The organism is Mycoplasma sp. 1573 (genome assembly GCF_053851775.1).
This window is the reverse complement of record NZ_JBSQBG010000002.1, coordinates 35,077-62,036: the sequence shown is the minus strand read 5'-3', so window position 1 is coordinate 62,036 and position 26,960 is coordinate 35,077. Positions and strand designations below refer to the sequence as shown.

At 31.8% G+C, this 26,960-nt stretch carries 14 protein-coding genes; all 14 read right to left on the bottom strand.

All coding sequences use genetic code 4. From position 1 onward, the window contains the following. Positions 1-25 precede the first annotated feature (25 nt). The 14 genes from ACWXVT_RS01920 to rpoB all read right to left on the bottom strand — a co-directional run bounded on the left by ACWXVT_RS01920 (position 26) and on the right by rpoB (position 26,829). On the bottom strand, positions 26-3,199 hold the full coding sequence (locus ACWXVT_RS01920) for a type I restriction endonuclease subunit R (protein WP_455967852.1): 3,174 nt from the start codon (positions 3,197-3,199) through the stop codon (positions 26-28). A 24-nt stretch (positions 3,200-3,223) separates the two neighbouring features. Further along, positions 3,224-3,757, bottom strand: a complete 534-nt coding sequence (locus ACWXVT_RS01915) for a restriction endonuclease subunit S (RefSeq protein WP_455968058.1) — start codon at positions 3,755-3,757, stop codon at positions 3,224-3,226. A gap of 59 nt (positions 3,758-3,816) precedes the next feature. Beyond that, positions 3,817-4,989: a restriction endonuclease subunit S gene (locus ACWXVT_RS01910; protein ID WP_455967851.1), complete on the bottom strand. Its 1,173-nt coding sequence runs from the start codon at positions 4,987-4,989 to the stop codon at positions 3,817-3,819. Then, positions 4,989-6,554: a type I restriction-modification system subunit M gene (locus ACWXVT_RS01905; RefSeq protein WP_438341251.1), complete on the bottom strand. Its 1,566-nt coding sequence runs from the start codon at positions 6,552-6,554 to the stop codon at positions 4,989-4,991. Before ACWXVT_RS01905 ends, ACWXVT_RS01910 begins: the two co-directional genes overlap by 1 nt. Before the next feature lie 255 nt (positions 6,555-6,809). Continuing rightward, positions 6,810-8,807 (bottom strand): NAD-dependent DNA ligase LigA, encoded by a 1,998-nt coding sequence (gene ligA / locus ACWXVT_RS01900; protein ID WP_455967849.1) that lies wholly within the window; start codon positions 8,805-8,807, stop codon positions 6,810-6,812. 2 nt (positions 8,808-8,809) lie between these two features. Continuing rightward, complete coding sequence (locus ACWXVT_RS01895; RefSeq protein ID WP_438341253.1) at positions 8,810-9,739, bottom strand: CbiQ family ECF transporter T component; 930 nt, start codon at positions 9,737-9,739, stop codon at positions 8,810-8,812. Then, on the bottom strand, positions 9,740-10,714 hold the full coding sequence (locus ACWXVT_RS01890) for an energy-coupling factor transporter ATPase (protein ID WP_455967847.1): 975 nt from the start codon (positions 10,712-10,714) through the stop codon (positions 9,740-9,742). Continuing rightward, a complete protein-coding gene (locus tag ACWXVT_RS01885; protein ID WP_438341255.1) occupies positions 10,705-11,502 on the bottom strand; it encodes an energy-coupling factor transporter ATPase in 798 nt (265 codons plus the stop codon). Before ACWXVT_RS01885 ends, ACWXVT_RS01890 begins: the two co-directional genes overlap by 10 nt. 77 nt (positions 11,503-11,579) lie before the next feature. Further along, positions 11,580-13,130, bottom strand: coding sequence for a methionine--tRNA ligase (gene metG, locus ACWXVT_RS01880; RefSeq protein ID WP_455967845.1), 1,551 nt, complete (start codon positions 13,128-13,130; stop codon positions 11,580-11,582). A gap of 83 nt (positions 13,131-13,213) precedes the next feature. Then, a complete protein-coding gene (locus ACWXVT_RS01875) occupies positions 13,214-13,807 on the bottom strand; it encodes a hypothetical protein (RefSeq protein WP_455967843.1) in 594 nt (197 codons plus the stop codon). Between the two features lie 261 nt (positions 13,808-14,068). Next, positions 14,069-16,747 carry a DNA topoisomerase IV subunit A gene (gene parC, locus ACWXVT_RS01870; RefSeq protein ID WP_455967842.1) on the bottom strand — a complete coding sequence of 893 codons (2,679 nt, stop codon included), beginning with the start codon at positions 16,745-16,747 and terminating at the stop codon, positions 14,069-14,071. Between the two features lie 8 nt (positions 16,748-16,755). After that, positions 16,756-18,690 (bottom strand): DNA topoisomerase IV subunit B, encoded by a 1,935-nt coding sequence (gene parE, locus ACWXVT_RS01865; protein ID WP_455967841.1) that lies wholly within the window; start codon positions 18,688-18,690, stop codon positions 16,756-16,758. A 187-nt stretch (positions 18,691-18,877) separates the two neighbouring features. Continuing rightward, entirely contained in the window at positions 18,878-23,239 is a 4,362-nt protein-coding gene (locus tag ACWXVT_RS01860; protein WP_455967839.1) for a DNA-directed RNA polymerase subunit beta', read from the bottom strand. 2 nt (positions 23,240-23,241) lie between these two features. Further along, positions 23,242-26,829, bottom strand: a complete 3,588-nt coding sequence (rpoB, locus tag ACWXVT_RS01855; RefSeq protein WP_455967838.1) for a DNA-directed RNA polymerase subunit beta — start codon at positions 26,827-26,829, stop codon at positions 23,242-23,244. Positions 26,830-26,960 lie beyond the last annotated feature (131 nt).

Genomic DNA, 26,960 nt, shown 5'->3' with positions numbered 1-26,960 from the left:
TTGAATTAGGTAGTATTCTTTTGCTTTAATTTGAAAGACTCTTTTCATATTCAGCAACGATGTCATCTTTGATTACAAAATATTTATTGAATAAATAATTAATTCCTTCACGGATTTCTTCAAATCATTGTTGTCTCTTTGCTTTCGAATCACCACGTGATGAAATTCTTTGAGCAGTTAAATCATTTAAAGAACCTTCCAAATTAACTTTAGCTTCTTTGAAAAAATCGACCATTTTTTCATCGATCTTATCTTGTTTTAATTTTTTATTAGTTATCAAATTATTTTTTTCTTGCTCATAGTTAGAAATAGCAAAATTCTTGAATTGCGAAACAATATCGTCTTCGTCGGCTTCTTTAGAAATACAAATATCAATGAATTTTTCAAAAATATCAGCTAAACGTCTTGTGTCTATTGCAGAATTAACCGCATTCATAATTTTTTCTCTATATTCTGATGAAATATAATTATTTGCTTGTTTGTACTTGTTAATTAAGTTAAGAACATAAAGCACAGTGATTTGATCTTGACGAATGATTTCAATATTTCAAACAATATCTTCCGGAATTTCAATTGGTGTATGATCTTTGCTAGTATTTTTGGCACGATCATGCAATTCTAAATATCAAGATTTGTATTTAAGGTTTTCGTCACTTGTTACAATGGCATGTTTTTCTTCATTAAATTCATCAAATCTCTGAATTATATTTTTCAATTTGATAAAAGAGTTATATTGGCGTAAAAAATCATTTCTAAATGGTTCAAAGGATAATAACTTATCAAAAACATATGGATCATTGGGATTAAATTTTTGCTTTAAGTTATTTTGAATTTCACTAAAACCTGGTTGATATTCGCCTTTATCATTGTAATAACCGTTGTTGTATTCTTCGAAAGTACGCATCAACACAATAGTTGATGCTGTATCTTCATCACTAAACAGTCTAATTGATTCATCAACTTGTTGTTTTAGGTCACGATAACAAACAATATTACCTGAATCTTTTACATTGTTATAAATTCTGTTTGTTCGACTAAATGCTTGCAATAGGCTGTGGTGTTTTAAATTCTTATCGACTCACAATGTATTCAATGTTGGTGCATCAAAACCAGTTAAAAACATATTAACAACTAGCAAAATGTCAATTTCTTTGTTTTTAGTTCTTAATGAAATGTCTTTGTAGTAACTTGCAAAACCTTCATCGTCAATACTGTAATTTGTACCAAAATGATTATTGTAATTGTTGATAATTTTGGTTAAGAATTTCTTATCAGAATCCGAAAGCGAATTAACTGCTTCAAAGTCATTTCCGTCAATATCTTCATATTCTTCTGAATCGGTAGCACTTTTACTGTAGATAGCAGCAATTTTGATGTTGCTTTGTCTTTTTTCAATTTGTTTAATTAATTCGTCATAATAAAGTTTTAGTTGTGCAATACTTGAAACAGCAAAAATTGAGTTAAATCCATTTTGTTGTACCGAAACACTCATTTGTTTAGCACCATCATTTCTTGTTGTCAATTGTTTAATATTTGTTAGTTTTGCTGCATTATAACTTTCATTTTGCAGTGTTTTTTTATCAAAATTATCTAATATATGACTAACAACTGCTGAAATATAACCAGATTGCATATAAATGTCTTCTTCACTGATACTTAAGGGTAAATTGTGCTCAATTTTGGCATATTCAACATTGAATTTCAAAACATTTTCATCTCTGATTGCGTCAATAATTGTGTATGAATGTATCTTTTCACCAAAAAGTGCTTCAGTCGTTAAATTATTTGAAGCAGATGCTGAATTTTCATCCAAAATTGGTGTTCCAGTAAAACCAAACATGATAGCATTTTTAAATTTCTTCTTAATTTGGGCATGCATCTTACCAAATTGCGAACGATGACACTCGTTGAAGATGAAAACAACATTTTCATTAAAAATACTTAAATTAGAGTGATTTTTGTTGACAAAACGAGAAAGTTTTTGAATAGTTGTAACAATTACTCTATCAGTTTCTTTGGTGCTGGTGATTTTACCAGCCAAAATATTGGTGTTTCTTGTACTTGCTACAGAGCCTTTCTGGAATTTATTAAATTCATTTATTGTTTGATAATCAAGGTCTTTTCTATCAACAACAAAAATAATCTTTTTAAGTTCACTAATTTGTGTTGCTAGCTGAGCAGTCTTGAATGATGTCAATGTTTTACCAGAACCGGTTGTGTGTCAAACATAACCACCTTTTTTGTTTCCTTTAAATTTATCTGGATAATTAACTACTAGTCTTAATTTGTTGATAATTCCTTCAGCCGCAGCTATTTGGTATGGACGCAACACTAATAACTTTTTATCTTCAGTATAGACACAATATTTTGTTAAAACTTCTAACAAAACAGACTTTCTTAAAAAGGTTCTGGCAAAATCCTCAATACCTTCTAGTAATTTGTTGTTGACATTGGCTCAGTAATTTGTAAATTTGAAACTATTTGAGCTTCGAGTTTCTTTTTTGGTTGCTTGTTTTCGCTGTTCAATAGCATATTTTCGAGTAGTATTTGAGTAATATTTGGTTAAAGTTCCATTAGAAATTATGAATATTTGTACATAATTGAACAATCCTTCGCTTTCATCAAAAGACTCAGCCTGGTAGCGTTCAATTTGATTGAAAGCATTTTCAATATTAACACCAGCTTTTTTCAGTTCAATATGAACTAAAGGTAAACCATTGACTAAAATAGTAACATCATAACGATTTTTTCTTCCTGGAATTTTAGAATCCGCTCTAAATTGATTGATTACTTGTAAAGAGTTCGAGTGAATGTCTTTTTTATTAATGATTTTTATGTTTTCAGACTCATCATTGTCTCTTTTGAGAGTATATAAGTAATCATTTTGAATTCTTTGTGTTTTATCTTCAATGCTTTCGTTTGGTTTACACAAATAATCTCTTTTTAGGATGTTTCATTCTTGATCTGAAAATTTTGTGTTGTTTAACTTTTCAATCTGATTTCTTAGGTTAGCTAGCAATTGTTCTTCATTTTTAATTTCGCTAGCATATTCATAACCTTGATTTTCAAGCATTTCAATCAAGAAATTTTCTAGAGTAGATTCTTCTGAAAAAGATCTATTTTTGTTATTTATTGTTGGCTCATATTCACCAACAATAGTATTTTTGTTTGTCTCGAAAATATGTTGCGAATTATTCATATTACCCTTCTAGTTTTTGTTTTTTTACTCAATTTTTTTAAATAATAAATCTCGATAGTATTCGTATTGTTGTTCAACTTTTTCAATTAGTAGTGGAATTCCTTCAGTTATCCCATTAGTAAGACTTTCGAATCTTATTAGTTTTGAAGCAATTTCATCTTGAATATTTTTGTTTGGCAAGTGAACCATAAAATTTTGTAAATCACTAAAATTTAAGTTTTTTATCCCCACACCATTTGCAAGTCGTTTTAGTTTTGTTTCATTTTGTTTCAAATAAAAATATAAATATTCAATGTTTACCCAATTTTGAGTATTTTCTACTGATATTGCGTAATTATGGCCGCCAGACCAATACTTTTCATTCATCATCCTTAAATAACCAACACTTCCACCTTCACATATAGAAATAACGTTTTCAGCATTAAAATTATGTCAATATCCGGATGGGTTTTTACCACCATTCATCACAGGATAACAATATGTGTCAGTTCTAATTGGACTTAAAAGCACTTTATTTATTTGTTTCCCTTTTTTGATGGTTGAAACATCTTTGAGTAAATATATTTTTTTAGCATTTAAGAATGATATTGAGCTAACAAAGTTCTCTATGAATCTAATTAGATCCTCTCTCTCTCTCTCTCTCTCAAGTTATCTACATTGATATTGCCTGTTTCAATGTATTCAAACAATTTATCTCTGTAGAATTCATATTGTTTATTGCGAGCCTCAAGCTCGGCAGGAAGTCCAATATTAAGATCTTTGCATATTGTGTAGAAGTTGTCCAATGAACGAACAATTTCGTTTTGTTTGTCAATGTGTGGCAGTGTTATTACCATTTTGGAAACATCGCTTATATAGACGTGTGGTGTACCAACACCCTTCTTAAACGAATAAATAATGTCTTGCTTTGACTTTAATCAATAAAATAAATACTTCAAATTCAAAACATCATTATTTTTGTTTTTAAGAGTGAATGCGTCCGATACAAATATTGGTTCATTTCATCAAGAAACATAACCTGCTGAACCTGAAGCAGCAACCGCAATTGTTTCACCATCAAAATTGGATTTATCGGTATATCCCGAAACCTCTTTGCCACCACTAACAATTGGAATATTTCCCGTCTTTAAAGACGATAAACGAACAATGTTACCTTTTTTAAAGTCACAGATTTCATCAAGATTGTATTGATTTACAACACTAAAAACACCATTATCATTAGATAATAGTAAATCTCTATAGTAATCATATTGTTTTAATCTCTTATTCAGCTCCGCTGTCAGCTCCGCTGTCAGCTCCGCTGTAGATGATTGAAAAGTATCCAAAATCTCGACAATCTTTTTTTGTACCTCCACAACAGGTATGGCTATTTCAATTTTTATTAAACTTTGAAAGTTCATGTACTTAATAGAAGATTTGATTACATTAGTCCTTACTTTTACATTTTCATTATTTTTTAAATAGTAATAAAGAAATTTAGTTAATATCAAATTTTCATCTTTGCTTTTCAGTATGTAACATAGTTTTCCTGCATAAAAATTTTCGTTTAAATATTTCACGTGCCCTGCGTTTTCACCATGCGAAGTAATTGAAATTCATTCTCCCGAGTTGTTGAATTTGTCGATTTTTCCAAAGTAATCAATTGACGAATTTACAACATTATATTTTCCATTTTTATTTAGATCTTTCTTTGCAATATTGCCTTTATTCCCAAAAACACAAATATTCTCGAGCAACTCTTTTTTTAATGTACAAGATGACATTAGTTTATTTATCTCTTTTTCAAACATTAGTTATTAAACCCTTCGATTTCTTCGATGATTTTGCTGATTTCTTCTCTCAACTTTTCTTGTTTAGCGACAATTTCAGCTATTTCTTTGTTCAAAACTTGTATATCGATTGGCTCTTTAGTATCTTTTGGTTCAACATAATTAGAAACTGAAAGATTGTACTTTTTATCTATAACTTGAGATTGCGGAACAATATTTGAAAAGTGTTTTGTAACTTCTTTATTTAAGTAAGTATTTAAAATTTTGTCAATATTTTCTTGACTTAACTTGTTATTATTTTTAACCTTTACAAATTCATTTGATGCATCAATAAACTGGATGTTGGTATCTTTTTTGGCTTTATTCAATACTAGGATTGACGTAGCAATAGATGTTCCAAAAAATAAGTTTTGTGGCAATTGAATAATTGCATCAACCAAGTTTTTTTCTATTAAATATTTTCTGATTTTTTGTTCTTCTCTAGCACGATGCAAAACTCCAACCGATAAAACTATTGCTGCTATTCCATCAGAAGATAAATAATGAATTGCATGCATTACAAAAGCTAAGTCTGCATACATTCTCGGAGCAAGTGCTCCAGCAGGGGCATAGCGTTCATCCTGGATAAGTGTTATATCTTTATTTCCGTCTCATTTAAGTGAGTAAGGAGGGTTAGACACGATAACATCAAAAGGGCCTTCATCTTTTAATACTGAGCCTTTAAGTGTGTCCCCTAATGCAATGTGGAATTGATTGAATGGAACTTTGTGTAAAAACATATTGATTCTACATAAGTTATATGTTGTTGGATTAACTTCTTGACCGTAGAAGCCATTAACCTTGTCAATACCTAGCAATTTAATTGCTTGTAATAAAAGTGAACCAGAACCACAACACATGTCATATATTTTGTTGATTTTCGTTTTGTTCTTGATTGCTAGTTTTACTAGAAGTTGACCAACTTCTTGTGGCGTATAGTATTCACCACCACTTTTTCCTGCATCTGATGCATACATTCCCATTAAAAATTCATATGCATCCCCAAATGCATCGATGGTATTTTCTGAAAATTCTCCGAGTCTCATGTCTCCAATACCATCTAACAACTTGATGATCTTGTTATTTCTTTCTGCGACTGTTGTACCAAGTTTAATGTTGTTAACATCAAAATCATCAAAAAGACCTTTGAAATCTTCTTCGCTACTTGTTCCTTTAGATGAATCTTCAATACTTTTGAAAATGTTTGCAATTAAGGTATTTAAATTTTCATTTTGTCTTTCGTTTTTACGAACGTTTGCAAAAAGATGCGAAGGTTTTATGTAAAAGCCAATTTCTTCAATAGATGCTTCTTTGAATTCTTCATCTGCAAGTTTATCATCATAGTTAGCATAATCAAAATTTGGATCGCTGTCTTGTTCATTTTCATTCCATCAGCTTGTGATATGCTCTGAAATGTAACGATAAAACATTGTTCCTAATACGAAGTTTTTAAATTCTCATCCATCTACTTGACCACGCAAGTCATTGGCAATTTTTCAGATCGCTTTATGTAATTCAGCTCTTTCTATTTCTTTCTTGTTATCCATAGTGTACTCCTAGTTTTGTAGGCTAATTTTTTGTAAAAAATTAGTCACAAAAAAGTTAACACTTTTTTTTTTTTTTTTGGAAAAGGTCTATTTTTTTGACTTTTTTCAAAAAAAATTAACCTATAGGTTAAAAAAACTACATTTTAAGTGTTTTTGTGTTCGGCAAAATAGCAACGTCTTGTTGCTATGCGATCCTCTTTTTTTGAAAAAAATGACAAAAAAGCAACCAACTGGTTGCTTAAAATCAGTAATTTATTAGTTTAGAAATTCATTTATTAGATCTTGTTCAGAAATGATTTTAGTGCCTAATTGCTGAGCTTTTTCATACTTAGAACCCGGATTCTCACCAACGACTAAATATGATGTTGATTTTGTTACAGTATTTGTTACTTTAGCACCCCTACTAATTAGCATTTTTTCAGTTTCTTTCCTACTTTGACTTAAAGTTCCAGTAATAACAAAAACTAAATTTGCTAATTCTAAAGACTTAATATTTTTTTGATGTTCTAAATCTAGTCCGCAGGCAAGTAAATTGTTAACCATTGCAACATTTTTTTCATTAGCAACAAAATTCTTTAACGAATCAACCGTTTTTTGCCCGATTTCATCAAAATTAATCAGCTTATCAAAATCAAAAGTCAAAAAGTTACTGAATTTTTGCACTTCCGAAGCAATAAAGTAAGCATTTTTTTCACCAATGTGTTTAATAGAAATACCATGTAACAGTCTTGCTAAAGAATTTTGGCAACTCTTTTCGATACTTGCTAGAATTTGGTCAACACTCTTTTTCCCATATCCTTCAATTTGAATCAATTCATCGTAATGATCTTTTAAAGAGTAAAAATCATAGTAATCAGTAACAAGATTTTTATTAAATAACATTTCTACTGTTTTTTCACCTAAAAAGTCAATATTCATTGCTCCTTTTGAAGCAAAATGAATCAATTTTCTTAGTCTAACCTCAGGACACATATCATTAGTACAAAATTGATCAATTAAGGTTTCGCTATCATCTAGCAGTGAACCACACTTAGGACAATATTTTTGTTTTTTGTAACTGGTCGAACCTTTTTGCTTCACTGTTCCAATGACTTTAGGAATAATTTCGCCAGCTTTTTTAATATAAACTAAATCACCAATGTCAATTTTTAACTTATTAATGTAATCATAATTATGTAAAGTTGCAGCACTGATAGTCGATCCTGATAAAAAGACTGGTTCAAGTTTAGCATTATAGGTAATAAAACCAGTTCTTCCTACTGTAGTAAAAATATCTAAAATAACAGTTGTAGCAACATCAGGTTCATACTTAAAAGCAATCGCTCAGCGAGGGAATTTTTGAGTTTGACCCAATAAGTCATACACATTAAACTCATTTACCTTTATAACTACACCATCAGTTTCATAGTCTAAAGTCTTTTTGACTTCTTTAAATTCATTAATCCAAGTCAAAATTTCTTCCAGATTGTAAACTTTTTTACCTTCTTTTGTGACTGGAAAGTTGTGTGTGTGTAAAAAATCACGAACTTCATCAATGGTATAAAGATTATGCTTGGTTGCGTCGTTTATAGCATAACAATATACTGATAATTTTCTTTGTTTCGTAATTTGACTATCTAATTGACGCAGTGTTCCACTTGCCCCATTTCTGGGGTTAACAAGAAGCTTCTTGTTTTCTTGTGCTAATTGTTTATTGATTTGTTCGAATTGTGAAAGTTTTAAATAAACTTCACCACGAACTTCTAATGGCTGTAAGTAATCAATTTGTAAAGGAATTTCTTCGTTTACCAATAAATTGTGAGTAACATCTTCACCAACTGTTCCATCTCCACGAGTTACTGCTCGAATTAATTTTCCATTTTCATAATGTAAAGAAATCGAGAGACCATCAATTTTAGGTTCAATGAAAAAAGTTGATTGCGAATTAGCCTTTTCAACATTTTCAATTCAACGCTTTAGTTCATCTTTTTCATACGCTTTTTGCAATGAAAGCATAGGTTTTGCATGCTGAAATTTAGCAAAAGCATTTGATACTGAAGCCCCAATGCGATTTGTGGGACTGTTTTTTAGTTCCTGTTCAGTTAATAAATAAGCGAACTGAGTTTCCAGTTCTTTAAGTTTAACTAAAGCAACATCATACTCAGCATCGCTTACTAATGGATCATCATTATCAAAATAGGCGTTGTTTCAAATTTGAATTTGTTGTTGTAATTCTAATATTTCCAGGCGAATATCTTTTTCTTTTTTTGTCATCATTATACCTTAACAAAAGTTTGTAATCATCAATGTGGTAATGATTGCGACTGTACTTGGAAGAAAATAACCATAGTTGAAATACCCATTAAAATTACAACTGCTAAAAAGTCAATTCAAACTGGTTTAATCAAACGATAGTGTGTTCTTTTTTGGTAAGGATTATAACCTCTAACTGTCATCGCATCACTCAAGTCGTTTGCTTTGGCAAAAGAAGAAACGAATAAAGGAATAATTAAGGTTAACATTGACTTAATTTTCTCTTTTGTTCTTCCGTTTTTAAAGTCAACTCCCCGTGAAGATTGAGCTTTCATGATTCTGCCCGCTTCATCTAATAAAGTAGGAATAAAACGTAAAGCGATGTTAATTATCATTGTAATAATTTCACTTGGAAATTTTAATAACTTCAAAGGATAAAGTAAGTCATTAATTGCTTTTGTAAGTAGAACTGGTTTAGTTGTAAAAGTTAGGATTGTAGTTGAAAGAATGATTCCATAAATTCTTGCTGTGATACTTGCTGCTCGCATTAGTGAGAAACGAGTAATTTGGAAAGCACTATTAGGTCCGCCTGGTGCTCAATATGTGTCATTTACCAAAATCAAACCATTGTAATTTACATAAGCATCAACATTACTCTCACCACTCAAAGGAACATAATTTATACCTGCCCCTTTAATGGTAAAAAAGTTGATTAGCGCTAAGACTAGACCGATATAAATTGGTAAACGAATCTTTTTAATTAATGAGCGTACTGAATGAGTAGCCAGTAAATAAGCACAAGCAATGAAAACTAACAAAATCCCAAGAGTAACAAAATGATCGACTAAGAAGAATAAAATGATGAATAAAATGTTTGCAATAAATTTCAATCTCGGATCCATTTTGTGGATAGGAGTATTAAGATTGACATATTTTCCTATAATGGCATTCATTTATTCTCCTTTCAATTGTCTTTGTCTTTGTTTTCAGTTGTTAATTGCTTGAGCTAATTCATTAACATTAGTTACTTTTCCAACTCTTACTCCTCTTTGTTCTAATTTACGAACAAAAGTTAGCAATTGTGTTGAACGCAAATTGTTTTCAACTAAACATTGTTCATCATTTAGAATGCTGTAGGTGTCACCATCACGAATAATTTCACCATTCTTAAACAAAATGGTTCTTTTAGTTCAACGTAAAGCATTATCTAAATCATGAGTAACAATAATGATTGTTTTGTTTTCTTTAACATGTAAGTCATAGAAAAGTTGCAACATTTGTTCAACCCCAGCTGGATCTAGTCCAGCAGTTGGTTCATCAAGAATTAAGAATTTCGGTTCCATTGCCAAAATTCCAGCAAGGGCAACACGACGTTTTTGTCCACCACTTAAATTAAAAGGTGAACGAGTCAAATAACTTTCAGGCAGTCCAACAATTTTGATGTATTTTTTCGCTAATTCTTTTGCTTTATTAACATCCATACCCATTGAAACAGGGCCAAAAATAATATCTTTTTCAATAGTTTTTTCGAATAATTGATATTCAGCAAATTGGAATACTACTCCAACTTGTTTTCTCAGTGCTTTAATGTTTTTAATTTTGCGTTTAGTATTAACAATTTCAATATCCATTGTTACCAGTTCAACATCTTCTGGTTCAGGACTTGTTTTTGTTTTTCTAAATTTAGCAAACAAATTCTTTTTTGATTTTTTAAGACTTGTAACATCTTTAAAAGTAATTTTTCCACTATCTGGAATTAGTAATGCATTAAGGTGTTCGATAAAAGTAGTTTTTCCACTTCCTGTATGTCCGATGATAGAAATAATTTCACCTTCAGAAATATCTACGCTAATATCTTTTAAAACTTGAATGCGAGTAGGTAATTTTTTATCAAATTCTTTTGAAATATTGTCAACTTTTATTTGCATATTGCTTCAATTAACTCCTGTTCGTTATAAGTTGGTTCTACGCCATCAACTAACTCACTAAGCTTGTAGATAAAAGGTGAGTCAATTTTTGCAATTTCCACAATTTCTTTGTTATTTAAGATATCTTTTGGACTTCCTGAAGCAATTAGTTTTCCACCGCTAAAAACTAACAATTCATCACACAATATTGCTTCATCCATATCATGAGTAACAGAAATTAAAGTTTTATTAGTTTCACGATGCAAATTATGAATAATTTCCAAAATTTCATGTTTTCCTTTAGGATCAAGCATTGAAGTTACTTCGTCAAAAATAATAACATCAGGATCAAGAGCAAGAGTTGAAGCAATGGCAACTCTTTGTTTTTGTCCACCACTTAAATTTTGTGGCTCACGATCTAAACTATCCTGCATTGAAACCAAAGTTGTGTATTTTTCAATCTTTTCTTTCATTTGTTCACGCGGAACTAGTTTGTTTTCTAAACCAAAAGCAATATCATCTTCAACTGTCGCTCCAATAAATTGGTTGTCTGGGTTTTGAAAAACAATTCCGATTTTTGAACGAATCTTTTGCAAGTTTTCTTTTGAGTACAAAATATCGTCAATGTAAATTTGACCTTCAGTAGCTTTATAAATTGCACTTATTAGTTTCGAAAGAGTACTCTTTCCACTTCCATTGTGTCCTAAAATACCCACATAGTGGCCAGTTTTAATTTCTAAATTTACTCCTTGTAAAGCGAAAGAATCACTTTCAGGATATTTATAATACAAGTCTTTAATTTTTATCATGACTAATATTATACAAGTTATACTCTTTTTAAGAGTATACAAGCAATAAAAAAGTTGCTAGACTTGCTAGCAACAACTTAGTTAGTTTTGATTCTAGTGAATAAGATTTCGCTAACTAAGCATTTTTTGTTGTCAAACTTGCTAAAATCATATATTTTTTCAAAACTTAACTCGTTCTGAGCTAAAAATTTGTTGATTTTCTGACTTTTATTGTTTAAAACAACACTTAACATAACATTAACTGCATACACTCCATTTAAAAGTACACACAACACATCATTTAAACGTTCTAAATTGTCTTTTAGTTTTCAAGGTGTAGTCTTGTCAATATATAAATTCAATTCTTTTGAAAGTGCAATTGCAGCTTTTAGTGCTTTATCAGACTCAAAATTATCAAAATGTTCTTGGTATTCAACAAAACTTGATGCAATTTGTTCATACATTTCTAAATCAATAGACTCTAATGATTGCTTTTTGTAAACAATTCCATTGTCAAAAGACTGATTTAGCATTGCTACTGTACGGTTTAATAAGTTACCAAAGTTGTTAGCAAGATCAGCATTTAGTGTATTAATGAAGTTGTTTAGTTCAAACACTCCATCGTTATTGATATTAATTTGCGACATGAAGAAATATTTTGTTTCTTCGACACCATAGTTTTCAATTAAAAAGTAAGGATCTACAGTGTTACCTTTAGATTTTGACATTTTTCCTTCAGGAGTAACAATTCAACCATGAGTCAAGATGCAAGTTGGCAATCTTAAATCTAAACTTTTCAAAAAGATAGGTCAATAAATGCAGTGAAAACGAGTAATTTCTTTACCTACAACATGGACAATTTCATTACCGTTTTGTCAGTATTTAACATAGTTTGTCTCATCATCTGTTAAATATCCAAGTGCAGTTAAATAGTTAAATAAAGCATCTAATCACACATAGATAACGTGTTTAAACTGTGAAGGAGTAACAACACTTATTCCTCAATCAAAAGTAATTCTTGTTACGCTCAAGTCTTCTAAACCTTTTTGAATGAAATTATTTAAAAGTTCATTTTTAACCTTATTTGAAGTCATAAAGTTAGGATTTTCTTGGTAAAAAGCCTCGATTCAAGTACTGAATTTTGACATTTCAAAAAAGTAAGTTTCTTCTTCGATTTCAACTAATTCATGTTTTGAAGATGGGTGATAGAATTTACCATCAATTTCAAGTGCTTGTGAAGGTGTAAGGTATTCTTCATCACTTATTGAATATAACCCTTTATATTTTCCTAAACGTATTAAACCTTTTTCTAGCATTTTTGCAAAAATCTTACGAATTGCGTTTTGGTGATTTGGGGCAGTAGTTCTTGAGAAAAAATCGTATTCGATTTGACTATCTTTTCATAACTTTTTGAATTGTTCAGCTTGTAAATCAACAAAGGCTTGAGGCTCAATACCTTGAGCTTGAGCACTTTTTTGAATTTTTTGACCGTGTTCATCGATACCAGTTACAAAAAATGTGTCATATCCTTGCATTTTTTTGTAATTTGCCAAGGTTTTAGCAATCGTTGTTGTGTAAAAATGACCGATATGTAAATTTCCATTAGGATAATAAATAGGTGTTGTAATGTAAAATGTCTTGTTTTTCATTGCTTTCTCCATATTCTTTTAATTATAGATTAAAACGCTAGTTTATAAACTAGCCAGGATATAAAAAAATAGGCTTTTTGTGCCTATTTTAAAAAGGTTTTTACATCCAATTTTGATTTATTCTTTGAATGAAAATTTTTGTAATTTACTATTGCGTATCAAACATTATTAGCAACAATTAAACTTAACAAAACTGGTAAAATTACAATCTGATATGATAATCAAAAACCATTAGTAAAAAACATTATTGGTTTCAAGATTACGGCTAAGAATAACATCAAGAATGTAGTTGGATAGTAAATAAGATCGATGATTTTTAACTTATCTGTTACATCTCAAACTGTTGGACGACGATTTTCGCGCACTTTTTTAACAAAGTATCAAATCAAAATTGCCAATACTAAGATCATTACGACAAAAGCAAAGGTACTAAAAATTTGTGTTGCTAAAAGTCATTTATCTAGTTTGTCAAAAAGTATGGCTTGTAATACTAAGTTAACAAGTTTGATAACAAAAAAGCTAATTAAAAATACTAAGAATAAATTAGCGATAAGTGATTCCGTTTTTCTTCAAACGGTAGATTTTTTCACTTTTAGTGTTTCAAAGGCTAGAAATGAACCTAACACCGAGTACGCAAAAATTGCGATTATTGGTGCAAAAATTCCCAAAACAGCCATTGGTTCGAATATTAATATAAAAAACAAGCTGATGTTGATAGCTAAGATACTAATTCAATTAACTTTAAATATCTTACTTAGATCAATTTTTGTAGTGTGCATTTATCTATTTATTTTTAGCAGCACGTGCAGCTCTTCTTTGGTCACGAGCACGTTCTTTAGCTAGTTTTTTAGCTCTTTTTTCAGCTCTAACTTTGTTTCTTTGTCTGATTTCAATACGCATTTTCCCTCCTAATGTTGTTAATTTATTTAAAAATTATACTAATTTTTTTTGTTGTTTTTTTCGAGATTGTTGGCTTTTTCAATTAAGGCATCAACATTAAATCAATCTATTATTCCGACATTATCCTGATTTGATTTTTGGTGTTTTGGCTCGTTTTCTTCTTTTTGTTCACTTGCTATTTCTTCACTTGATAAAGGCTCATCAAAAATGAATGTTTCCATAACATCTACATCTAAATTATCATTTTCAGATTCATCAAGAATTTTAGTTTTGGAATTTTTATCTGGACTAATAAATACATTTTTAATAAATCTACCAACGTTTAAATCATTAATTTTGACAGCACCAAAACTTTCTTTTGGCTGTGAAGCGGGAATATCTTCAACTAATCATCTTTGCAATTTATTTTCTTGCGATGTGTACCAGAACTCAATTCCTGATTCATAAGTAGCAATATCTTGAATTACAATTGGTTTGTTTTTTAGGATGTAGTAGAAAACTTTTGGTACATTGACTCTTTTAACATCAACAATATTTTTAGCCAATGCTTTTTTGAATTGTCCTTGTGAAGTTGATAACAATAACTTGTCATTTTCGTTCATTACTAGCACTTTGGCAACATAATTATCGTTTAGTTTAGTCATTTGCACTCCACTTGCTTTAAGACTATATAGAGGTATTTGACTATTTTCAAAATATTGGTATAGTCCGTCGGAAAGCAAGACAAAAATATTGCTTTGTGGACTCACAATTTGAGCTGCAACTAATTCATCACTTTCATCTTTTAGTTTGATAGCAAGGAATTTACGATTAGTTTGTTGACTCAATTCTTCAAGGTTAATTTGCTTTGCTACTCCATATTTTGAAACTAGTAAAACATTATTATTTTGACGGGCATTTTTGAGATTATAAATAGCAACAATTTTTTCACTGCCTTCTAAACGAGCATAGTCACTTGCATGGGTACCCAGTTCTTTTCAACCGTTTTCTTTTAGGTCGAAACCATTGATAACAAAATAATTACCTTGTGATGTGAAAAATAATAATTGTGATAGTGAGTTAATTTCTTGTCCAAAAATAACAAAATCGTTTTCTTTTAAATTGTAAGTATCAAAAGAGTTAGCATTAAAAATTTTGCTGCTTAAACGTTTTATATAACCATCATTTGATACAAAAACATAGAAATCTTCATTTTTTGCCAGTGCTTTTGTGTTTATTTCTGTTTCAATCTTGACATGCGAAATTTCACTTCTTCGTGGTAAAGCATATGTTTTCTTAATGTCGTGTAAAAGATCAATTAAGAATTTTTTGAATTCTTGCTCATTAGTTAGAAGTAAGTCTAGGCGATTAATTTGTTCTTGAAGTTCCTGGCGTTCTTTTTGATACTCTAATTGATCCATTCTAGACAATTTATATAAACGCAATTCGGCAATAGCTGTTGCTTGTAATTCAGTAAATTTAAACTCACGCATCAAGGCTTCAATTACACCTTTTTTGCTGTTGTCTGACTCACGAATCAGCTTGATTACTGCATCACTTATTTCACTAACTCTAATCAATCCTTCAACAATTTCTAGACGGCGCGAAATTTTTTCAAAATCATATTTTAAAGCGTCTGTTTTACAGCTAAATAAGTGTTTTAAGAAGATATCAAGAAGTTGTCTAATACCTAAAAGTTTTGGCGCATTATCGCAAATTGCCACCATGTTGTAATTGAAATATTTTTTAAGATCAGTCTTTTCAAACAAATAGTTAAGAATTGCTTGTGCATTTGATTCGGTTTCTAACTCAATATAGATACTGATTCCATTTCTTGAAGACTGGTCACGAACTTCTTTGATTCCATTGATAGTTTTATTAAAAATAAGATTATCAATTTGCTTAATTAATTCAACCTTAACTACTCCATAAGGAATTTCTAGAATTTCAATTGCTTCAACATTATTATTTTTGTCATAAACTAAACGATGTTTAGCATAAATTTCAACTCTTCCTTTTCCGGTTTCAAATGCTTCTTTGAAGCCATCAATATCACTAATAATTCCACCAGTTGGAAAATCAGGACCTTGAATGATTTGTAACAATTTTTCATTTGAAATGTGTGGATTTTGAATGATTTTGACACAAGCATCAAGTAATTCATTTAAATTGTGAGGCGGTATTTCGGTTGCATACCCTTCAGCAATTCCTTTAGCTCCGTTGGCTAGTAAATTAGGAAAATAAGTCGGCAAAACAGTTGGTTCATATTCAGTGTCATCAAAGTTAGGTGCAAAAGAAACAATTTTTTTATCGATTTCGCCCATTAAAGGATTGGCGATTTTTTCCAGTCTTGTTTCAGTATAACGCATAGCAGCGGCTGGATCATCATCAATCGAACCTTTATTACCATGCATTTCAATTAATGGTAAAGCCATTTTTCACTCTTGTGACATCCTGATTAGTGCTTCATAAATTGAACTATCTCCGTGTGGATGAAAACGACCAATAACATCTCCTACTACTCTGGCTGATTTTTTGAAAGGTTTGTCATTTGTTAGTGACATTTCTCACATTGAATAAAGAATTCTTCTTTGAACTGGTTTTAATCCGTCTCTTGCATCGGGCAATGCTCTTTGTTGAATAACATATTTTGAATAACGATTAAAACCATTAGACATGATGATGTCTAAGCTTTCATTGATGATTTTTTCAATAATTTCATCACGATTTTTAGCCATAAAACTCCTTAATCGATTTTATAGTCATCTTCTAGAGAAAAGTCAATGTTATTTTCAATTCAGCGTTTTCTTGCTTCAGCATTTTTACCCATAAAAGTTGAAACTCTTTTTTCAGCTAAAACTACATCTTCTAAACTTACTTGAATTAAAGTTCTTGTTTTTGGATTCATAGTAGTTTCCCATAACTGATCGGCATTCATTTCCCCTAACCCTTTATAGCGTTGCACTGTATAAGAAGAAAATTCAGCTAGTATTTGACGCAATTCTTCATCACTTCAGGCATAAGTTACTGGATCGTATGTTTTAGATTTTCCACTAATTTTGTATAAAGGCGGCAAAGCGATGTAGACATGACCATTTTCAATTAATGGTTTCATGTGTCTAAAGAAGAATGTGAGTAAAAGAATTTGGATATGTGCTCCATCAGTGTCGGCGTCAGTCATAATGATTATTTTGTTATATTGAAGATTTTTAAGATTAAAATCTTCTCCAATTCCAGCTCCTAAAATGTTAATTATTGTGGCTAGTTCTTCATTTTTTAGAATGTCAAGTAATTTTTCTTTTTCTGAGTTAACAACTTTACCTTTTAGTGGCAAAATAGCTTGAATTTTAGCATCACGACCTTGTTTAGCACTCCCACCAGCCGAATCTCCTTCGACTAAGAACAGTTCTTTTTCAGTCGAATTTTTTGATTGGGCAGGAGTTAATTTTCCGCTGATAATCTTTTTGTTTTGTAATTTATCTTTTACTTTTCTTACTTCATTACGAGCGTTACGGGCAGCAGTTCTGGCGTCGAATGCTTTCTTGATTTTGTTAAGAATTTTTTCTGATTCTTGCTTATTTTCGTTTAGGAAAATTTTTAAATTAGAACTTAATGCTTCATCTACTGCTTCACGTCCTTCTGGAGTTCCTAATTTATCTTTAGTTTGTCCCACGAATTCCAAAATAGCTTCAGGAACTTTTAGACTAATAATTGCCGTTAAACCTTCACGAACATCACTTCCATCATAACTAGTTTTACCTTTAGCAAAACCTTTTTCTTGTGCATATTCGTTAATTGTTTTAGTTAATGCAGTTTTGAAAGCAGTTTCGTGGGTTCCTCCATCTTTAGTTTTAATGTTATTAACAAATGAAACAATAGTTTCCGAGTAGCTATCAGTATATTGGATAGCAATTTCAACGTCAATTCCTTTAAATTGTGATTTAAAAAAGATGATGTCAGTTATTAAGTCTTTGTTTTCATTAACAAAGCGAACATATTCTTTTAAACCATCCTCATATTTAAAAGTTTCACTGGTTTCAGTATTTTCATCAATGAACGTAATTTGTAATTTTGAAATCAAAAAACACGATTCACGAATTTTTTCAATGATTGTTTGGGGATTAAACTTAACTTTTTTGAAAATTGTAGGATCAGGTCAAAAATGAACAAGGGTTCCTTGTTTTGTGGTTGGGCCAATGATTTTTGTTCTTTGAACTATTTCGTCTTGTTTAAATTCAGTTTGATAAATATTTTTGTTTTTATAAATGGTTGCAACCAAGCGTGAACTAAGGGCATTAACTACAGTTGAACCTACTCCGTGTAGTCCTCCACTGGTTTTATAGACTGAGTCGTCAAATTTTCCTCCGGCATGAAGTTCTGTGAAAACCAACTCAACTCCAGTCTTTTTGAACTCTTCACGATAATCAACAGGAATTCCTCTTCCATTATCTTCAACACTGATTGATTGATCTTTATGAAGAGTAACGGTAATTTCGGTCGCAAAACCCGCTAAAGCCTCGTCAATTGAGTTATCAATAATTTCTCAAACTAAGTGATGTAGTCCATTGATATCTGTAGAACCAATATACATTCCTGGTCTTTTTCTGACTGGTTCTAAACCTCTAAGTACTTTTAAGTCTTTTGATTCGTAATTTGTATTCATTGTTAAATAATTATACATTATTCAACTTTTAAAGGTTTTTAGTCAATATAAAAATGAGATTTTGCTGAATTTTTAAAATCCAAAAAAATGCTTATTTTGAGTACTTTTTCAGTCTTAGACAAGTTTAAAATGTTTTGCTTTTTAGTGCTTTGATGTTTGGGGACAGAAAAGATAAAAAAAACAGCCCAAAAATTGGGCTATTTAATTATTCTTCATCGATTTCATAGCTATCTTCATCAGTACTTGAATCATCGAAATATTCATAAATATTTTCAATTTCTCTTTCTTGGTGAATTTGAGTTAATTCTTCTTCTAAATCTTTATTTACTGTTTGTAAATCTAAATTCATTTCGTCATCGTTTTTGAAATAGCTAGCAAATGAACGAATGTTGTATTTTGAGTTTTCTTCTACTAGTAAGAAGTTTGTTCCAGCAGGAATTTTCTTACCAACAATGATGTTTTCTTTTAGTCCTTCTAATGGATCTACTTGGTTAGAAATTGCTGCATGAACTAAAATCTTTGTAGTTTCTTGGTATGAAGCAGCTGCTAAGAATGAATCACTTAGTAAAGGAGTTTGTTTTGCTCCTTTAATGATGATATTTCCATATGGAGGACGTTTGTTTTGTGATAATAATTTTCCACTTTCACTTTGGTAGTCAAAAATGTCAACAATTGCTCCAGCAAAGAATTTAGAATCTCCTGGATCAGTAATTACAACTTTAGACATCATTTGACGAACAATGATTTCGATATATTTATCACTAATTGCAATTCCTTGTGAACGGTAAATTCTTTGAATTTCTTTTAGCAAGTAATTCTGTACGGCATGAGCATCGGCAATTTGTAGTAAGTCTTTAAGAATAATTGGACCTTCTGAGATTTTTTGCCCGATACGAACATTGTCACCAACTTCAACACGTAGTTTTTTCTTAGTTTCAACGTGTTGAGTAAGAATTTGTGATTCTTTGTTACTGTTAGTGTATTCAATTTTAACTAGATAGTGTCCTTCTTTTCCTTCTTGAGTTTCAATTCCAACTACTTGTCCTTCAACAGGAGAAATAACAGCTGGAGTTCCTCAAGGTTGTTCATAAGCATCGATTAATTCAGTTAGACGGGTAAATCCACCAGTAATATCTTCAACCCCAGCAACCCCTCCAGAGTGGAAGGTACGCATAGTTAGCTGAGTTCCTGGTTCCCCGATACTTTGAGCAGCAATAATTCCAACTGCTTCTCCGATGTTTACAAGACGGTTTGTTGCTAAGTCTTTTCCAAAACAGTGTTTACATACCCCATTACGTGTATTACATCCAAAAATTGAACGAATTTCAATTTCTTTAATTTCAGCTTTACGTAATTTAGCTACATCAGCTGGAGTAATAAGTTGGTTTTTAGCAATTAATAATTTGTTGTTATTATCATAAACATCTTGGTTAGAGAAACGACCTTCAATACGGTCTAACATTGACACGATTGTTTGCTTTGTTTTTGTGTCAGTAATGTCTCTAATTAAGAATCCGTAATCTGATCCGCAGTCTTCTTCTTTAACAACAATGTTTTGTGCAACGTCAACTAAACGACGGGTTAGATATCCAGATTTTGAGGTGTTAAGAGCAGTATCGGTTAGTCCTTTACGAGCCCCGTGAGTTGATGAATAGAATTCGTATGCTGTTAGTCCTTCAAGGAATGAAGATTTAACAGGAACTTCAACAGTTGAACGAACTACCCGGTCGTTTTTAGCATCGGCTTTTAGGGTTTTGGTATTGTTTGCCATTAGTCCCCGCATACCTGCTAATTGAACGTAGTTATTAATTGTTCCCCGAGCCCCTGAGTCAATCATCATAATAACTGGGTTGTAAGTATTTTGTTTAATAACTTCACTTAGTTGACCTTGAATTTTATCCTTAACTTCTGTTCATTTACGGATAGTTAAGTTATAACGGTCATCATCAGTTAATTCTCCAGAGTTATAGAATTCTTTTAGTTCGTTGATATATTTATCTCCTTCATCAATGAAATCCGATTTTTTGTCAGTTCCGATGATGTCACTAATAGCAATACTAATACCACTCTTTGTTGAGTACTCAAATCCTAGAGCTTTAATTTTGTCTAGAATTGAAGCTACTTTGTTTGTGTAATCAAATCAAACACCATCTAAAATGCGAGCTTTTTCAGCACTTGATAAATAGCTGTAGTAGTTACCGTTTGCGTCTGTTTTTGCTTTATTAAAGCAGTGTTCAAAGTGTTTTTCTGTTAGTTGTGCTAATTCATTAGCGTGTAAAGCATTAATGTTTTTACCATTGTAATCTAGCAATTGAATGTATTCTGATAAGGTTTGTTTGTAATTTTCAGGAGTTAATTTATCAATCACTGTTGCAATATCTTTAATTGAAACAACTGAAACATAACGATCGAATACTAAACGAACAATTTTGGCAATGTTTTTCTTGGTAAATGCTTTTTGAATTCCTAACTCATATTTAATGTAACTTTCAATATCTTGACCACTTCTTAGAACAAAACGTCTTGAGTTTTGTTTGATTTCTTCATTTGTTGTTCCAAAATCAGCGTGGTGAATGAATGGGAATGAGCGTGGGAATACTGAGTTAAAGATGAATTTTCCAACTGAAGAAATGATGTATTTGTCTTCAGGATTATAAATTGATTCAGATTTATCCTTAATTGCCTCGATTGGCATAGCAACACGAGCATGTAAGTCTACTCTTTTAGCTTCATAAGCACGCATCATGTGTTCAAAGTCACGGAAAATTCTTCCTTCTCCTTTAGATCCTGGCTTTTCTAAAGTTAAGTAGTAAAGACCTAAAATCATATCTTGTGAAGGGTTGATGATAGGTTCTCCATCTTTAGGACCTAGAATGTTTTTATTAGCAAGCATTAGTTCACGAGCTTCTAGTAATGCTTCATCACTAACTGGAACATGGACAGCCATTTGGTCCCCGTCGAAGTCAGCATTGAAGGCAGTACATACTAGTGGGTGTAATCTAATAGCTTTCCCCCGAACTAAAACTGGCTCAAATGCTTGAATACTTAGACGGTGAAGGGTTGGTGCCCGGTTAAGAAGCACTAATCTTCCTTTAATTACTTCAGCAACATGTGGTCAGATTACTGGGTTTTGATCTTCAATCATTTTTTTGGCTTGTTTAATGGTTGAAGCGATTTCTTTTCCAATTAAAACGTTAATAATTCATGGTTCAAATAGTTTCGCAGCCATTTCACGTGGGATACCACATTGGTGCATTTTTAGATTCGGACCAACAACAATAACACTACGACCCGAGTAGTCAACACGTTTTCCCAACAAGTTTTGTCTAAAACGTCCTTTTTTACCAGTTAGCGCATCACTAATTGACTTAAATGGACGGTTATCTTTTGAAAGGACTGGGCTCGGGCTACGACGAGCATTGTCAATTAAAGCATCAACTGCTTCTTGAATCATCCGTAATTCGTTTTGGATAATCAAGTTAGGTGCTTCTTTTTCAATTCATTGTTTTAAACGGTTATTTCTGATGATAATACGACGATATAGTTCGTTAACGTCACTAGTTGAGTGACGTCCTCCATCTAATTGAATCAATGGACGCAAGTCAACAGGGATAACTGGTAGATTGTAAATCAACATTGAGGTTGGTGATTGACCACTTTCAATGAATGAATTAATTACTTGTAAACGTTTGTAAAGTTTTTCACGATTAGTTTTTTGAGTTGAAGAAATTACTCCATTTGTGTATTCTTCGTGATTGATTTCTCTAATTGCTGCTTCAACTTCACTTTGTTCTTGTTCTAGATTAATGTTTTTTAGTAAATACTCAATAGCTTTTGAACCGGTAGCGATTTTAGCATTTGAGTACTCTTGAATAATGTCATTGAATTCATAGAAGTCAATCCCATAGTCTTGACCGATTTTTGATTCCCCTTTTTCAATCAAGTTTTCGATTGCTTCTTCAATATCTAAACGTTCTTCACTACCTTCTTCAAAACGATATGCTAATTCTTGTAAAGCATCACGGTAGATAGGTCCAGCGTTATTAACTTCAATGATTTTGTTTTTTGGTAGGCTTTTCAGTCCGTCTGATTCTAAAACAATGTGTGATTTGTAGTAAATTAAGTTTTCATAATCCGCACGACGAACATATTCACTAGTATTTTCAACTCTTAAACCTAACAATTTTGCCAAAATTGAGTGGTCAACTTTGTAGTATCAAAAGTGAACAACAGGAGCGGATAGTTCAATGTGACCCATGTGGTTACGACGAGCCATTTTTTGCAAGATGACTGGTTTTTCTAGTTTACACAAGTCAGTTTTTGAACAGTTTTGTCCTTCATTAATTTTTTTGTATTTGTGACCACAGATTGGACAACGGAAGTCAATCATTGGTCCGAAAATTAATTCATCAAATAATCCGTGGCGTTCTGGTTTGTAACTTTTATAGTTAATAGTTTCAGGTTTTGTTACTTCACCATTACTTCAGTTTCGAACATCTTCACTAGTTGCAAGTGCAAGTGAAATATGTGAAATTGAGTCATGATTACCTTTGTAATTTTTTGCCATAATTAGTATTCTCCTTGCGCTTCTAGTGGTAATTGTTCACCAACATGTTTATTTTTTTCTTGCTCACTAACTTCTAATTTAATTCCTAATCCTCTTAGTTCATAACTTAGAACGCTGAATGATTCTGGAGTACCTGGTTGTGGTAGTTTTGAACCTGTAGCAAGAGCATTGTAAAGTTGGTTACGTCCAATAATGTTATCTGATTTGTATGTCAATAATTCTTGCAATACGTTTGTTGCTCCATACGATTCGATAGCTCAAGTTTCCATTTCTCCGAAACGTTGTCCCCCATTTTGACTCTTTCCTCCAAGAGGTTGTTGAGTAATTAATGAGTAAGGACCAACACTACGAGCATGCATCTTGTCATCAACCATGTGGTATAGCTTCAAGTAGTACATGATTCCAACTGAAATAGGGTTATCAAATGGTTCTCCGGTTTGTCCGCTGTAGACAGTCATCTTTCCACTTGGATCAATTCCTGCTTCTTGCTGGATTTTCTTGATTTCTTGGTAACTAATTCCATCAAAAATTGGTGAAACAAATTTAGTATTCAATTTTCTTGCAGCCAGTCCTAAGTGCAATTCAAGAACTTGTCCAATGTTCATCCGTGAAGGAACCCCTTGTGGGTTAAGAAGAATATCAAGTGGTGTTCCGTCTTCTAGATATGGCATATCTTCTTCTGGTAAAACGATTGAAACAACCCCTTTATTTCCGTGCCGTCCGGCCATTTTGTCCCCGACTTTGATTTTACGTTTTTGTGCAATTGAGACCTTAACGATTTTTTCGATTCCATCTTCTAGCGAATCACCATTTTCGCGACTTAGAACATCAACAGCAACAACTGTTCCTGCGTGTCCGTGTTTAACTTTTAGTGATGTATCTTTGTGAGTTGATGTTTTTTGCCCAAAGATAGCAGCCATTAGTTTTTCTTCAGGACTTGGGTTTTCTTCAGCTTTTGGTGAAACACGTCCTACAAGAATGTCTCCAGCACTAACTTCTGATCCAACTCTAACAATTCCTTCTTCAGTCAAGAAACGTTTTGAACGGTTAGAAACGTTAGGGATTTCACTGGTTAGAATGTCGTCTCCAGCTTTTGAACGACGGAATTGAATGGTTTGTTCTTCAATATGAATTGATGTATAAACGTCATCTTTAACTAATCTTTCGTTAAGAATAACAGCATCTTCATAGTTGTATCCAAATCAGGTACTGAATCCAACAAGTACGTTTTTACCTAGAGCTAATTCTCCGTTTTCCATACTTGGTCCATCAGTTAGCAAATCACCTTTAGCAATTTCTTGTCCAACTTTAACGATTGGTCTTTGGTGAATAACTGTTCCTTGGTTTGAACGCTCAAAAGTGCGTAATCAGTATTTGATTGCTTGTTTTTGTCCGTTTGGTTTGATGTCAATTCTTGAAGCATCAACGAAAGTTACAACTCCATCGTGGTTTGAACGAATGTTAGCAGCTGAGTATTTGGCAATATCTGCTTCAACTCCAGTTGCAACTAATGGCGCTTCAGGTTTAATCAATGGAACTGCTTGACGTTGCATGTTTGATCCCATCAGTGCCCGGTTAGCATCGTCATTTTCCAAGAATGGAATAGCTGAAGCAGCGATTGATGTCATTTGACGTGAACTAACTCCTAGGTAGTTAACATCTTTAGCATCAACTTCAATATAGTCATTGTTTTTACGAACAACAACTTTAGGATCTAAAATTTTTCCATTTTCATCGATGTTAATTGATGATTGGGCAAATGAGTAATTTACTTCTTCAATTGCTGATAAGTAACGAACATCGTTAAAATCAACAACTCCGTTATTTACTTTAAAGTATGGAGTTTGAATGAATCCATGTTTATCAATGTTGGCATATGAAGCCATATTTAAGATAAGTCCGATGTTTGGTCCTTCAGGTGTTTCAATCGGACAAATACGTCCATAGTGAGTTGAGTGAACGTCACGAACATCGAATTGTGCTGTATCACGGTTAAGTCCTCTAGGTCCCAAACTGGTTACCCGACGTTTATTCGAAATTTCTCCTAGTGGGTTAACTTGATCCATGAATTGTGAAAGTTTTGATGAGTTGAAGAATGTCTTCATTTGGTTGTAAATAGGCTTGTTGTTTGTTACATTTTTAGCAGTAATTTTTTCAATGTCTTTTCCAGAAATCTTTTCACGTGAAACTTTTTCAAGTCTTAGTAATCCAATTCTGAATTGGTTTTGTAATAATTCTCCAATTGTAACAATTCTCTTATTTACAAGCGAGTCATTATCATCACTAGTTCCTACTCCTTCTAATAAATTAAAGTAGTATGAAACAGCAGCAATAATGTCAGGAATGATTAAGTGTTTATCTTCTGAACTTTGATCATTTCCGATAACTAAAACAGGTTCACTATTTAATTCCATTGCTTTTTCAGTAGGTCAAATACGAACCATTGAAACATTTAGTTTGTTTGCTAATGATTTTGTTGGGGTACTTAATTGATTTGCATAGATTGTTTCACTAATATCTGGTAATCTTGTCAAATCAATGTTTCCATTTTTAAAATCATCATTAATTTTGGTTGCTAGATCAGGAGTAATGAATGTTCCTTTTTTATAAACTACACTTACTACTCCGTCTTCATCAGTTTTGATTAAATCTTGAGCTAAATATGAGTTTACGATACGATCGATAACACTTAGTTTACGGTTAATAGTAAAACGTCCAGTGATTGCTAGATCATAACGTTTTTCGTTGAATAGTACATTTGGTAATAGATTTCTAACACTATCATCAGTCATTCTATCCCCACGACGGATGATACGGTAAATTTGTTCCTGTGAAAGCCTTATAGCTTCTTCACGGTCATCTTCTTTTACCTTGTCTTTTCTTAAAGTTTCAGCTAAAACATCATTTGTACCAAACAAATTAGTAATTGATGCTTCAGTTAATCCTAATGCTTTTAAAAATGTAGTTAAGTAAATTCCTTTGTTTTTGTCAATCTTAATTTTTACTGAGTCAACACTAACTCCAGTAACTTTGTGGCTAATTTCTAATCATGAACCAACGTGTGGGAAGATTTCAAGTTTGTTGAACAGGTCGTTAGCTTGTTTGTTCCGAACTCCTACTCCGAAATATGCTCCGGTTGAACGAATTAATTGGCTAACAATAACTTTTTCACTTCCGTTGATAATGAATGTTCCACCATCAGTCATAATTGGAATTTCTCCAAAAACAACTTCATAGTCTTCAGTCTCACCAGTTGTTGTGTTAGTTTGACGAAGAGTTGCTTTTAATTTTCCAACGTATGAAGAACCTTTTTGCTTAGCGGTTTTTATTGATTCGAATTCTGATTTACTTGGTTTTTCAAAAACACGTGAGTTTTTCTTATATTCAATTCTTACTTTGTTAGGAACTTCGATAGGGTAAACTGAGTTTAGTTCTTCTTCAATTCCTTGGTCAATGAATTGTTCAAAAGAATCACGTTGCATTTTTAAAAAGTCTGGGGTTTTAAAAACTTTAGGAGATTTTGAATAATCACGCCGAGTGGTAATCGGCCCGAATTTTCTTTCAATAAATTTTTGGTGGTTTTGTTCCATATTTAACTCCTCAGAAATAATGCTTGGCTTAAGCCAAATTTTTTGTTTAAAAAATGTTTTTTGTATACAAAATTTATTCAGTTTTGAGTGGTTTTGGTGTTTTTAGGCGAAAAATAAAAGTGCCTTAATAA